Here is a 12,033-nt window from a genome sequence, read left to right on the forward strand (position 1 = left end):
CGAAATGGCCGAGAAACCAGAGTTTCTCGGCCATTTCGCGCTGCGCTACAACCAGGTGTCGAGGGTGGTTGTGGTGAGGAAGTGGTCGAGGTCGGCGCGCCAAGGGGCCGGGGTGGTCTTGTCGGGTTCTATGGCGGTGTATTGGCCTCGGTAGAAGAGGAGGGGGCGGCCGGAGGTTGTCGATTCGGTGAGGGCTTGGACTCGGCCGATGACTATGTAGTGGTCGCCGCCGTCTACGACGCTGTCGACGGTGCATTCGATGGTGGCGAGGGCATCGTCCAAGACCGGGAGGGTCAGTGGGGAGGTGTGCCAGGGGACGCCGGCGAACTTGTCGGGTTCGCGGGAACCGAAGCGGGCGCAGACTTCTCGCTGTTCCTCGGCCAGGACGTTGACGCAGAAGCGGCCGGATTGTTCGATGGCGGCCCAGGAGCGCGACGTCTTGGTGGGGCAGAACAGGATCAGGGGTGGGTCGAGGGAGAGGGCGGCGAAGGACTGGCAGGCGAAACCGATCGGTGCTTCGGCATCATCGAAGGTGGTGATGACGGTGATGCCGGTGCAGAACTGGCCGAGCACGTTACGGAAAGCCCGTGCATCGATTTCGGTTTGGGTCATCTCGCTCGCCCTCTCGGTCACTGCTGGCGCTGCCCGACCGTGAAGTCGTGGCCCCACAGGCTCACGGCGGTGGATTCGCGCGCGATCCAATCATTGTCGTCGACTTCGAGCCCCTCGCAGCCGAATTCGACGTCGAAGCCGCCGGGCGTCTTCATGTAGAAGGACAGCATCTTGTCGTTGACGTGCCTGCCGAGGGTCGCCGACATGCGAACCTTCTTGCGCAGCGCGCGATCCAGGCACAGCCCGACATCGTCGGCGTCTTCCACCTCGAGCATCAGGTGCACGATGCCGCTCGACGTCGGCATCGGCAGGAACGCCAGCGAGTGGTGCCGCGGGTTGCAGCCGAAGAAACGCAGCCAGGCGGGTTCACCGTCGGCCGGGCGCCCGACCATCTGCGGTGGCAACCGCATCGAGTCGCGGAGCCGGAAGCCGAGTACGTCCCGGTAGAACTCCAGCGCGGCCTGATCGTCCTTGGTGCTGAGCACCACGTGCCCGAGCCCCTGCTCCTCGGTGACGAACCGGTGCCCGTACGGGCTCACCACCCGCCGATGTTCCAGTGCCGCACCGTGAAACGCCTCCAGGGTGTTGCCGGACGGATCGTCGAAGCGGATCAGCTCGTGCACCCGCCGATCGGCCAGCTCCGCCGCGGTGCCCTCCTTGTAGGGCACACCCGCGGTTTCGAGCCGAGTTCGAATGTCCTGCAGCTCTTCGGCATTGGCGGTCTCCCACCCCGAGATCTGCAGTGCGTCCTTCTCGCCGGGCACGATCACCAGCCGCGCCGGGAATTCATCCATCCGCAGGTACAGCGCGTCCGGATTCCCGCCCTTGCCTTCGATCATGCCGAGCACCTTGAGCCCGTACTCGCGCCAGGCGGCCATGTCGGTCGCCTCGATGCGCAGGTAGGCCAGTGATCGAATCCCCATCACTTCTCCTTGGAACCGGCAAGGAAATCACTTGTCAGCCGGTTGAATTCGTGGAACTTCTCCAACTGTGCCCAGTGTCCACAGCCGCCGAAAACATGCAACTGCACGCGCGGAATCAGCTTGGTCGCGACCAGCGCCCCGTCGAGCGGATTCACCCGGTCTTCCCGGCCCCAGATGAGCAGCACCGGCTGACGCAGCTTGTACGCGTCGCGCCAGAGCATGCCCTTCTCGAAATCCGCACCGGCGAAAGACTTCCCCATCGCACGGGCCGCGGCCAGCGATTCCGGCGTGCTCGCCGCGGCGAACCGCTCGTCGATCAGCTCGTCGGTGATCAGCGACTGATCGAAGACCATGATCCGCAGGAACGCCTCCAGGTTCTCCCTGGTCGGCTGGTAGCTGAACTTGCCGAGCAGCTTGACGCCCTCGGTCGGATCCGGCGCGAACAGGTTGGTGCTCAACCCACCCGGACCCATCAGCACCAGCTTCCCGGCCAGATCCGGATAGTCCAGCGCGAACCGCACGGCCGCGCCGCCGCCGAGCGAATTGCCGAGCAGATGCACCCGCGAGGTGATCTCCAGGTGCGCGAGCAGATCCTTCAGCGCCGAGGCGCTGTGCACGAAGTACTGCGGATGCTCGGTCGGCTTGTCCGACTGCCCGTATCCGGGCTGATCCACGGCGAGCACATGAAAGTTCTGCGCCAGCACCGGGATATTGCGGGAGAAGTTCGACCAGGACGACGCGCCCGGCCCGCCGCCGTGCAGCAGCACGATCGTCGGCCCGTTGCCGACGCCCGCCTCGTGGTAGTGCAGCCGCAGGTCCGGCCGCACCTGCGCGAAGCGGGAGGTCGATTCGGCGGTGATTTCCACCGTAGAGGTCACAGCAACTCCTACACCATCGCGTCGGTGACGGGCAGCCCGAACTCGTGCTGGCCGTACATCTGGTAAGCCCGTTCCGGATCGTTCGCCGCGTGCACCCGTCCCGCGTGCGCGTCACGCCAGAAGCGTTGCAGCGGAGTGCCGTTGGCCAGCGCGGTGGCACCGGAACTCTCGAACAGCTTGTCGATGGCGGCAATCGAGCGACCGGTGGCTCGCACCTGATCGCGACGGGCCCGCACCCGCAGGTCGAACGGAATGTCCTTGCCCGCCAACAACAGCGCGTACTCGTCGGCCACGTTGCCCGAAAGCTGCCGCCAGGCCGCGTCGATATCGCTGGACGCCTCCGCGACGCGCACCTTGGCGAACGGATCGTCCTTCGCCTTCTCGCCCGCGTAGGCCGCGCGAATCCGCTTGCCCTGATGCTCGACGTGCGCGTCGTACGCGCCGTAGGCCATGCCGACGATCGGTGTGGCAATGGTCGTGGGATGGATGGTGCCCCAAGGCATCCGGTACACCGGATCGGTGTTCTGTTCCAGGCCGGGCGCCTGCAGCTCGCTCATCTTGCGGAAGCTGAGGAATCGGTGCCTCGGGACGAAAACGTCTTTCACCACAACGGTATTGGAGCCGGTCCCGCGCAGCCCTACGACGTTCCAGACGTCATCGATCTGATAGTCGTCGCGCGGGATCAGGAAGCTACCGAAGTCAACTGGCTTGCCGTCCTTGATCACCGGACCGCCGAGCACCGCCCAGGTGGCGTGATCGGAACCCGACGACCAGGCCCACGAACCGTTGACGAGATAACCGCCCTCGGTCACCACGCCCGCACCCATCGGCGCGTACGACGAGGAGATCCGCACCTCGGTGTCCTCGCCCCAGACGTCCTGCTGCGCCTGCTGATCGAACAGCGCCAGGTGCCAATTGTGTACGCCGACAATGCCCGCCACCCAGCCGGTGGACCCGCACGCGCTGGCCAGCTTGCGCACCGTGTCGTAGAACACCACCGGGTCGGCCGCGTGACCACCCCACTGCTTGGGCTGCAGCAGCCGGAAGAAGCCGGTCTCCTGCAAGGCCTTCATGGATTCGTCGGGGATGCGCCGCAGGTCCTCGGCCTCCTGCGCGCGCTCGCGCAGGGTCGGCAACAGCGCGTCGACCCGTTCGGTCACTTCTTGCGTCATCTCGGGACCTGCTCCTGCCTGGTCAATTGGATAACCGGTACTCATTTGCTTCTGAGACTAGAACAGGTTCCTATTTCTGTCGAGAACGGGTGTCGATCACGGGTCGTAAGTGGACATGTGCAGGAAGTGATGGGAATCGCTGGCGTGGAACGCGACATTTTTGTAACGTGTTCTAGTACAGAAGGAGGAGGATTCGCGATGGCAGTTACCCCACAGGGGAGCGGGGCGAAGGTCCGGGAGCTCGACGTCGGTACCGTGCCCACCCGCTATGCGAGGGGATGGCATTGCCTCGGTCTGGCCAAGTCGTTCCGCGACGGCAAGCCGCACGCGGTGAATGTGTTCGGCACCAAACTCGTGATCTGGGCCGACAGCGGCGACGAGCTGCGAGTGCTCGATGCCTACTGCAGGCATATGGGTGGCGATCTGAGCATGGGCGAGGTCAAGGGTGACGACATCGCCTGCCCGTTCCACGACTGGCGCTGGTCCGGAACGAACGGCAAATGCACCGCGATTCCTTATGGGAAGCGCGTGCCACCGCTGGCGCGCACCCGGAAGTGGACCACGCTGGAGCGCAACGGCCAGCTGTTCGTCTGGCACGACGTCGAGGGCAGCCAGCCGCCGCCCGAGGTGACCATCCCGCATATCAAGGGCCCTTACACCGATGCGGACGGTAACCCGGTCGAGCAGCTCGACAGCGGCTGGACCGACTGGACCTGGAACTCCATGCTGATCGAGGGCGCGAACTGCCGCGAGATCATCGACAACGTGGTCGACATGGCGCACTTCTTCTACATCCACTTCGCCTTCCCGACCTACTTCAAGAACATCTTCGAGGGGCACATCGCCACTCAGTACTTGAACACCAAGGGCAGGCCGGACATCGGGATGGCGTCCAAGTACGGCGGCGACACCACGCTGACCTCGGAGGCCTCGTATTTCGGGCCGTCCTACATGATCAATCCGCTGGTCAACCTGTACACCGGCTACGAGGTCAAGAGCGTCCTGATCAACTGCCACTACCCGGTCTCCCAGGACTCCTTCGTGCTGCAATGGGGCATCACGCTGGAGAAGCCGCAGGGCGTCGAGGGCGAGATGGCCGACAAGCTGGCCGCGAAGATGACCGAGGGCATCAGTGTCGGCTTCCTGCAGGACGTCGAGATCTGGAAGCACAAGTCCAAGGTCGAGAATCCGCTGCTGTGCGAGGAGGACGGCCCGGTCTACCAGCTGCGCCGCTGGTACGACCAGTTCTATGTCGATCTCGCCGATGTCACCGACAAGATGACCCAGCGCTTCGAGTTCGAGGTGGACACCACCAAGGCGAACGAGGTGTGGGAGGCCGAGGTCGCGGAGAACCTGCGCCGCAAGCGCGCGGCCGACGAGGCTGCCGCGAAACAGGCGGAGGCCGGGGTCTGATGGCCGCCACCTGGGCGAAAGCACCCGACTTCGCCGACCAACCGGCGCGGCAGGCCGAAGTGCGCGCCCAGACGGTGGTCGACAAACAGCACTATCTGGAGCAGGGCCTGACACCGCTGCGGTGTCAGGCCTGTCAAAGCCAAGTGCTGGTGCGTAAAAGCAGTTCGCATCAGACCTCGGTGCAGTGGACCGAGCCGCCGCAGACGCACTGCCCGGTCTTCGCGGAGCTCAGCCGGAACGGGGGCGGTCTCGGTCGCCCCGACTCCTGCCCGCAGCTGGAGAAAACCATCAAGTGGGCCGTGGACGAGGGCGTGGTCGAGGTGCCGGAGTAGGCGATACGACAACTTCGCCGGCCGCCGTATAGGCAGTTGGCCAAGGCCATACTGACCGTTTTCCCATGTCATGTCGGGCTGCTCTATTGTCCGGAACGGAACTGTTCCGGAGATTGGGGCGCGCAATGGCCACGCACACGGTGGGATTCACCGAACTCACGGCACGGCTGACGGTGCCGTTGATCGCTGCGCCGATGTTCCAGGTCTCCGGGCCGGAATTGGTGATCGCGGCCTGCCGGGCCGGGGTGGTCGGCGCGTTCCCGACCGTGAATGCCCGTACGCCCGAACAACTGTCGCAGTGGTTGTCGGAGATCGACACCGCGCTGGCGTCCGGCGGCGGCCCACGTCCCGCCCCGGTCGCGGCGAATCTGATTGTGCACCCGGGGAATGCGCGGCTGCTGCCGGATCTGCGGGTGCTCCAGGAACAGCCGGCGGAGATCGTGATCACCTCGGTCGGGACGCCCCGCGATGTGGTCGAGCCGCTGCACGAGGTGGGTTCGCTGGTCCTCGCGGACGTGGCGTCGGTGCACCACGCGGTGCGTGCGGTCGAGTGCGGGGCCGACGGGTTGATCCTGCTCACCGCCGGTGCGGGCGGGCAGACCGGCTGGGCGAACCCCTTCGCGTTCGTCCGCGCCGTTCGCGAATTCTTCGACGGGCCAGTGGTTTTGGCCGGTGGTGTGTCCGACGGCGTGGCCTTGCGGGCGGCGATCACCCTCGGCGCGGACCTGGCCTATATGGGCACCAAGTTCCTCGCCACGGCCGAGAGCATGGCCGCGCCCGCGCACAAGGACCTGGTGGCCGCGTCCAGCCTCGACGATGTGGTGCTGACCTCCGCCTTCACCGGCCTACCGACCAACATGCTGGCGGGGTCGATGCAATCGCTCGGCATCGATGTCGCCGCCCTACGGGCCGGAACCTTCGATACCGCAGCACATTTCGCCGACTCCGCCGCACCGAAGAACTGGTCGGACATTTGGAGCGCGGGTCACGCCGCGTCCGGCGTCACCGAGGTGCTCGGCGTCGCCGAACTCGTCGACCGGACGCGGCGCGAATACGCGGGAGCCTGAAGCTCAGTCCATCTGGAAGTCGGCGAAGTCGAAGCCGGGGGAGACGAAGCAACTCACCAGCACGTACTCGTCGCCCGCCGGTCGTGCGGCCTGGCTGACTCCACCCGGCACCACGGCCTGCAGTACCTGACCGTGCTCGACATCGGGGCCGAGCACCACTTCCTCGCCGCCGATGTTCAGCACCAGCGGGCCACCGCGATGCCAGAGCCACAGCTCGTCGGAGCGGACCGTGTGCGGCGCGGACTGCTCGCCGGGCAGCAGCAGGAAGTAGATCGCGGTCGCGCTGGACCGCGCGCCGTCGTAGCCTTCCGGCTTGAATTCCACGGCGCTGCGCCAGGTTTCGCGGAACCAGCCGCCCTCCGGGTGCGGTGCCAGGTCGAGCGCTGCGGCGAGTTCGGGTCGGTTGTCGGTCATCATTCGACTATGCCTGATTCGTGGACGGTAGTCCCGGACGTCCCGGTGAAAAACCAGATGACCGGAGCTGAACTGTCGCGCTACCTTGGCTGAACACCATGGTGGGTGTAGCTCAGTTGGTTAGAGCGCCTGGTTGTGATCCAGGAGGTCGCGGGTTCAAATCCGGTCACTCACCCTAAAAGGCGCCGGACCGGCGCCTTCCCGGGCCGCGTGCTCAGCGTTCCGCGATGCGCCAGGTGATGCCGAACGGCGCCAGCGCGTCGAGGAATTCGGTCGCGTCGAAGGCCTCGGCCGCCGCCAGCGCGCCCGGCTTCGTGGTGCCCTCGGCCAGCCGGACGGCGACCGCCACCGCCATCAGCGCCGAATCGCGGTAGGAGTGCACGCCGCTGACGACGCCGCGGACCGTGCGGCCGTCCACGCCGTAAGCGTCGACTACCAGGTCGTAACGCAGATCCGCGCTCGGTGCGTCGGGCAGCGAGTCGATGAGGTCGGCGGTGAAGCCGCTCAGGGTGTCGAGGATCGAAGTGGCAAGCACGCCTTCGACATAGGAGACATCCGAGTGGCGCGGGATCGTAAGTACCGGCGGCTGCGGGAATTTCGCGACCGCGGTCGGTGCGGTGTCGCCGGGGAAGATCATCGAAGCGTGCCGAGCCGCTGTGCCGGTACGGAATTCGCCGTCGGCGTAGTTCCAGCCGCCGCTGCGGAACCAGTCCAGGCTCGCCAGCACCGTCTTCGCGCTGCCCTTGGAGCCGTTGCCGCCGCTCTTGCTCAGATGACTGACCACCACCTCGGCCGGACCGGCGACCCGGCGGGTGGTCAGATAACCGAGCAGGTCACCGGGCAGATTGCTGTCGGTGACGCCGGCGACCAGGCTCACCCCGGCGGCCTCGGCCCGCGGGCCGAACTCGTCGAACACCTGCTTCAGGAACAGCTGTTCGCCGGACATGTCGGTGTAGTTCGCTCCGGCCTCGATCGCCGCGGCCAGTACCGCTGGACCGTGCTCGACGTACGCGGGCAGGCTGCTGATCACCACGTCGGCGCCGGTGAACGCGGTGACCAAGGCGTCGTGGTCGGCGAGGTCGGCAACTCGGATCTCGGCGTCCGGGAGGTCGGCGGCCACCGCGGCGGCACGGATGCGTGCTTCGTTGCGGCCCACCAGGATTGGGGTGAGGCCGCGACGGTGCAGTTCGGTGAGGAGGTAACCGCCGGTGATCCCGGTGGCACCGTAGACGGCGATGGTCTTGCTGGATTCAGTGGAGCTCGTCGATGGCATGACTCAAAATCTATGATTGATGTGTGAGTAAACCAATGGCCGTATTAATCGCTGCTATATCTAAAACACTCACTGTGGAGCGCTATGGTGAGTGGGTGGACATTCTCAGCGAAACCATCGCCGCCATCCGCACGGGCAGCCCGACCTCCGGGATGTTCATTCGGCACGCACCGTGGGGTCGCAGCTATCCCGTCGTACCCGGTGCCGGTTTCCATGTCGTGCTGCAGGGCTCCTGCTGGCTGGTGCCGCCGGGTGGCACGCCGATGGCGCTCGGCGTCGGCGACGTCGTATTCATGCCGCGTGGCGCCGACCATGTCTTGGTCGACAGCCTCGACAGTTCAGTCGACGAGAAGGCGCAGCCGGGGGAGCCGAGGGAGATCACCGGGCCTGGTGTGCGCACGGCATTGCTGTGCGGCGCATACGAACTCGGCAGACAGCGGAGCCATCCGATGCTCGACGAACTGCCCGAGTTCATCCATCTTCCGGCTCTGCCCGGTCGTCATCCGGCGCTGCGCGGCGCGGTAGACCTGCTTGCCGCCGAGATCGCCGAACCGCGTCCGGGCAGCGACGCCGCCGTTCCCGCCTTGCTCGAAACCTTGGTGCTCTTCACCCTCCGCGCCTGGCTCGACGAACAGTCCACCGCTCAATCCACCGGCTGGGCAGGCGCTTTCGCCGATCCGGCGGTCGCCGCGGCATTGCGTGCCGTGCACGAGGACCCGGCGCGCGGGTGGACCGTCCCGCATCTCAGCGATATCGCCGGCGTCTCCCGCGCCACCCTCGCCCGCCGCTTCACCGCCACCGTCGGCGAACCACCCCTCGCCTACGTCACCCGCTGGCGCATGCTCACCGCCGCCCGCCTCCTCCGCGACACCGACGCCCCCCTCGGCACGATCGCCCGAAAGGTCGGCTACACCTCCGAATTCGCCTTCGCCAAGGCCTTCAAGCGCGAATACGGCCTAGCCCCAGGCCAATACCGTCGCGCCGAGGACAAACCACCACTCGTCGCAGTCTGACCGTGGCGGGAGGAGGCGGGGCGCGGGCAGTCCACTACGTGGTCGTTGGCTCCGAGTAAGTGGTCAGCTTTCGCGCGGGCCGCCGCTGCGGCGCGACTGCTGATGCGTGCAGCATTGCTCCGTGGGCTGGGCCAACCTCGACCGCAGCCTGACGATGTCGGAGTATGCGTAGCGGCGGTGACCTAAGATCCATCGTGTACACGATGGCGTGTACACTCTGTGTATGAGTGAGATCAGCACCCGCGAACTGCGCACCAACCTGGCGAAATACATCGATGCCGCCGAGTCTGGTGAACAGGTGATCATTCTCCGCGACGGCACCCCTGCCGCCGCGCTGGTTCCGCTGTCCGTGGTGGAAGCGGTCGACGACGCCGAAGACGAAATACTGGCACGGGAGGCCGTCGCCCGCCTCGCCGCCGGTGAGAAGACCTCCAGCATGGCCGAGGTGCTCGCCGACATTTTCGAGGCGCGTAAGTGAAGTACACGTTTCGGTTTCTCGAGTCGGCCCGGCGTGAACTGCGAGATCTGGAACAGCGAGACGCGATGCGCATCCTCACCGCGCTCACTGTCCTCGGCGACGATCCGTACGGAGAAGGGCTGGCCGTCCGTAAGTTGGTGAACGTGGACGCCTACCGCCTGCGCGTGGGCCGCTTCCGGGTCGTCTACCAAATACAGGACGATGTGTTGGTGATCCTGGTCGTGAAGGTCGGGTGGCGTCGGGATGTGTACCGCGATCTCTGACCAGTCCGAGAGCGGCCCGCAGTCGATTGTGACTACGGGCCTGATTGTCTCGTGCCGATAAATAGGCGGACGGCTCGACTCGTTACCGCTGACCGAGTCAGCTGAACGGTGTTTTCGGGCGGTCCTGAAGTTCGCCGTCGACGTAGGTGTCGACCTTCTCGTTGTAGAAGCAGACCAGGCCTGCGACCTTCTGGCTCTCCGGCAGCGGTGTGCGGTAGCCCCACACGTAGTCCTGGTATTCCTTGTCCCCGAGGCGGACGGTCCAGTAGTCGGCAGTGCCCTTGTACGGGCAGCTGGTGTGGCTGTCCGATGCGTGCAGCAGGTCCATCCGCACGTCGGTCATCGGGAGGTAATACCTTGCGGGGAGGCCGGTTTCGAAGAGGATGCGTGGGGAGTGCGAGTCCGCGACGGTGACGCCGTCGATCTCGACGCGCACGTGCCGGGAGCTGCCGAGGATGTCGACCCGGGAGTAGGGATCGCGCGGGTGGACGTAGACCGGTTCGTCTTCCTCGAACCACTCGTCCATCTTGCTCCACTCGAGCCGCACCAGGTCGTTCAGCTCGGTCAGTGGCGAATCGTGGTAGCGCAGTGCGGCAGCGGCGGCGGTGGTGCCGTCGACGACCACGTCGTACTCCGTCGCGTCACCACGGCTGGGGGAGTGGTGAGATTGACCGGTCGGCTCGAGTTTCGCCTGCAGGTCCGCGGCCCGAATGTAGTAGGTCGGATAGTGCGGACCCTCCCACACCAGTACCGGCTGAGCCGTATCGGCCACCACCCGGCCACCGAGAAATACCCGAACTCGCTTCTGGCTGGTTTCGATCTTTACCCGGCCTCGCTGCGCATCGCCCATGACATCCGACGGTACTCCCGAGCAGCGTCGCCGGCAGGTATCGCAGACAGCGCAGCTGCCTGAACCCTGCGCGGGTCCAGGCAGCTGCTGGTCGGTTCAGTCGCCGACGGTGATCGCTTCCGCCTCGGCGACACTGTGCGGCGCCGGGTCGTGCTCGTCGATGTGCGCGAGTGCCGCGCGACCGGCCAGCAGCACCAGCACCGCGGCCGCGGTGCAGGCGGCGCCGACCCAGAACGGCAGCGCGATGCTGTGCTCGCCGAGCTTGCCCGCCAGGTACGGCGCGGCCGCGCCGCCGGCGAATCGGACGAAGCTGTAGGCCGCCGAGGCGGTCGACCGCTCGACCGGCGCGGAGATCATCACGGCCTCGGTGATCAGGGTGTTGTTCACGCCGAGGAACAGCCCGGCCAGCACGGTGCCGATGATCAGCACCGGCTTGTGCTCGGCGAACACCGCCATCACCGCGAGGTCGGCGGCGAACAGTGCGATCGACAGGCCCATCATCGGCAGCGAACCGAACCGCCGCTGCAACCGCGGTGCCAGGAACACCGACGAGAGTGCGAGCAGGATGCCCCAGCCGCAGAAGATGAAGCCGATCGCGTAGGTGCCCATGTCCAGCGGGAACGGTGTGTAGGCGAGCAGGGTGAAGAAGCCGAAGTTGTAGAGCAGCGCGGTGAGGCTGACGGTCAGCAGGCCGCGGTGCCGCAGCGCGCGGAACGGGGCGGCGATCGAGGTGTGATGCGTCGGCTTCGGCCCCTCGGGCAGCAGCACGACGATGCTGACCAGGGCGACGGCCATCAACACCGAGACGCCGAAAAACGGTCCACGCCAGCTTATTCCGCCGAGCACGCCGCCCAGCAGCGGACCGGTCGCGATGCCGATACCGAGCGCGGCCTCGTAGAGGATGATCGCGCGGGCCACGCCGCCGCTGGCCGCGCCGACAATGGTGGCCAGCGCGGTGGCGATGAACAGCGCGTTGCCGAGACCCCAGCCCGCACGGAATCCGACGATCTGGGTGACGGTGTCGGACAACCCCGCCAGCGCCGCGAACACGATGATGATCGCCAGACCGGCCACCAGCGTCTTCTTCGCGCCGAACCGGCTGGACACCACGCCCGTGATCAGCATGGCCACACCGGTCACCAGCATGTAACTGGTGAACAGCAGCGATACCTGCGACGGTGACGCATGCAGCTGTTCGCCGATCGGTTTCAGAATCGGGTCTACCAACCCGATCCCCATGAAGGCGATCACGCTCGCAAACGCAACGGCCCACACAGCTTTCGGTTGGCGGTTGGTCGCAGTGGTTTCCGCGCCGACGGCGCGATCAGGAGCCAAGGTGCTCATC

At 66.2% G+C, this 12,033-nt stretch carries 14 protein-coding genes and 1 tRNA gene; 7 read left to right on the forward strand and 8 right to left on the reverse strand.

Annotation, left to right across the window (positions count from 1 at the left end):
• Positions 1-45: 45 nt before the first annotated feature.
• From hsaB to hsaA, 4 genes are read right to left on the reverse strand one after another with little or no spacing between them, the layout of a single operon-like run.
• Complete coding sequence (gene hsaB / locus ACFWF1_RS05635; RefSeq protein WP_379282026.1) at positions 46-612, reverse strand: 3-hydroxy-9,10-secoandrosta-1,3,5(10)-triene-9,17-dione monooxygenase reductase subunit; 567 nt, start codon at positions 610-612, stop codon at positions 46-48.
• A 17-nt stretch (positions 613-629) separates the two neighbouring features.
• Positions 630-1,535: an iron-dependent extradiol dioxygenase HsaC gene (gene hsaC, locus ACFWF1_RS05640; RefSeq protein ID WP_379282027.1), complete on the reverse strand. Its 906-nt coding sequence runs from the start codon at positions 1,533-1,535 to the stop codon at positions 630-632.
• A complete protein-coding gene (hsaD, locus tag ACFWF1_RS05645) occupies positions 1,535-2,413 on the reverse strand; it encodes a 4,5:9,10-diseco-3-hydroxy-5,9,17-trioxoandrosta-1(10),2-diene-4-oate hydrolase (RefSeq protein ID WP_379282028.1) in 879 nt (292 codons plus the stop codon). The genes hsaC and hsaD overlap by 1 nt, the downstream gene beginning before the upstream one ends.
• 8 nt (positions 2,414-2,421) lie before the next feature.
• Positions 2,422-3,585 carry a 3-hydroxy-9,10-secoandrosta-1,3,5(10)-triene-9,17-dione monooxygenase oxygenase subunit gene (gene hsaA / locus ACFWF1_RS05650; RefSeq protein WP_379282029.1) on the reverse strand — a complete coding sequence of 388 codons (1,164 nt, stop codon included), beginning with the start codon at positions 3,583-3,585 and terminating at the stop codon, positions 2,422-2,424.
• Between the two features lie 198 nt (positions 3,586-3,783).
• On the opposite strand from hsaA, the gene ACFWF1_RS05655 reads away from it, so the two are divergent.
• From ACFWF1_RS05655 to ACFWF1_RS05665, 3 genes are all read left to right on the forward strand, one after another.
• Complete coding sequence (locus ACFWF1_RS05655; RefSeq protein WP_379282030.1) at positions 3,784-4,998, forward strand: Rieske 2Fe-2S domain-containing protein; 1,215 nt, start codon at positions 3,784-3,786, stop codon at positions 4,996-4,998.
• Positions 4,998-5,330 (forward strand): hypothetical protein, encoded by a 333-nt coding sequence (locus ACFWF1_RS05660; RefSeq protein WP_379282031.1) that lies wholly within the window; start codon positions 4,998-5,000, stop codon positions 5,328-5,330. The genes ACFWF1_RS05655 and ACFWF1_RS05660 overlap by 1 nt, the downstream gene beginning before the upstream one ends.
• Before the next feature lie 125 nt (positions 5,331-5,455).
• On the forward strand, positions 5,456-6,397 hold the full coding sequence (locus tag ACFWF1_RS05665) for an NAD(P)H-dependent flavin oxidoreductase (protein ID WP_379282032.1): 942 nt from the start codon (positions 5,456-5,458) through the stop codon (positions 6,395-6,397).
• A gap of 3 nt (positions 6,398-6,400) precedes the next feature.
• On the opposite strand, the gene ACFWF1_RS05670 is transcribed toward ACFWF1_RS05665, so the two are convergent.
• Complete coding sequence (locus ACFWF1_RS05670) at positions 6,401-6,814, reverse strand: cupin domain-containing protein (RefSeq protein WP_379282033.1); 414 nt, start codon at positions 6,812-6,814, stop codon at positions 6,401-6,403.
• 98 nt (positions 6,815-6,912) lie between these two features.
• Between ACFWF1_RS05670 and ACFWF1_RS05675 the strand changes: the two genes are divergently transcribed.
• A tRNA-His gene (locus tag ACFWF1_RS05675) sits at positions 6,913-6,986 on the forward strand.
• Positions 6,987-7,025: 39 nt separating this feature from the next.
• On the opposite strand, the gene ACFWF1_RS05680 is transcribed toward ACFWF1_RS05675, so the two are convergent.
• Positions 7,026-8,084, reverse strand: coding sequence for a saccharopine dehydrogenase NADP-binding domain-containing protein (locus tag ACFWF1_RS05680; protein ID WP_379282034.1), 1,059 nt, complete (start codon positions 8,082-8,084; stop codon positions 7,026-7,028).
• Between the two features lie 95 nt (positions 8,085-8,179).
• Here ACFWF1_RS05680 and ACFWF1_RS05685 point away from each other — a divergent pair, with 95 nt between their 5' ends.
• The 3 genes from ACFWF1_RS05685 to ACFWF1_RS05695 all read left to right on the forward strand — a co-directional run bounded on the left by ACFWF1_RS05685 (position 8,180) and on the right by ACFWF1_RS05695 (position 9,838).
• Positions 8,180-9,097 (forward strand): AraC family transcriptional regulator, encoded by a 918-nt coding sequence (locus ACFWF1_RS05685; RefSeq protein ID WP_379282035.1) that lies wholly within the window; start codon positions 8,180-8,182, stop codon positions 9,095-9,097.
• 223 nt (positions 9,098-9,320) lie between these two features.
• Positions 9,321-9,575: a type II toxin-antitoxin system Phd/YefM family antitoxin gene (locus ACFWF1_RS05690; protein ID WP_379282036.1), complete on the forward strand. Its 255-nt coding sequence runs from the start codon at positions 9,321-9,323 to the stop codon at positions 9,573-9,575.
• On the forward strand, positions 9,572-9,838 hold the full coding sequence (locus ACFWF1_RS05695; RefSeq protein ID WP_379282037.1) for a type II toxin-antitoxin system RelE/ParE family toxin: 267 nt from the start codon (positions 9,572-9,574) through the stop codon (positions 9,836-9,838). Before ACFWF1_RS05690 ends, ACFWF1_RS05695 begins: the two co-directional genes overlap by 4 nt.
• Positions 9,839-9,935: 97 nt before the next feature.
• Here the strand turns inward: ACFWF1_RS05695 and ACFWF1_RS05700 are convergent, their stop codons facing one another.
• Entirely contained in the window at positions 9,936-10,688 is a 753-nt protein-coding gene (locus ACFWF1_RS05700) for a DUF427 domain-containing protein (RefSeq protein WP_379282038.1), read from the reverse strand.
• Between the two features lie 96 nt (positions 10,689-10,784).
• The gene (locus tag ACFWF1_RS05705) at positions 10,785-12,032 is read right to left on the reverse strand and encodes an MFS transporter (protein WP_379282039.1); all 1,248 of its coding nucleotides are present in this window, start codon (positions 12,030-12,032) and stop codon (positions 10,785-10,787) included.
• Position 12,033: the final 1 nt, after the last annotated feature.

Origin of the sequence: Nocardia sp. NPDC060255 (assembly GCF_042727395.1) — a bacterium.
Lineage (GTDB): Bacteria > Actinomycetota > Actinomycetes > Mycobacteriales > Mycobacteriaceae > Nocardia.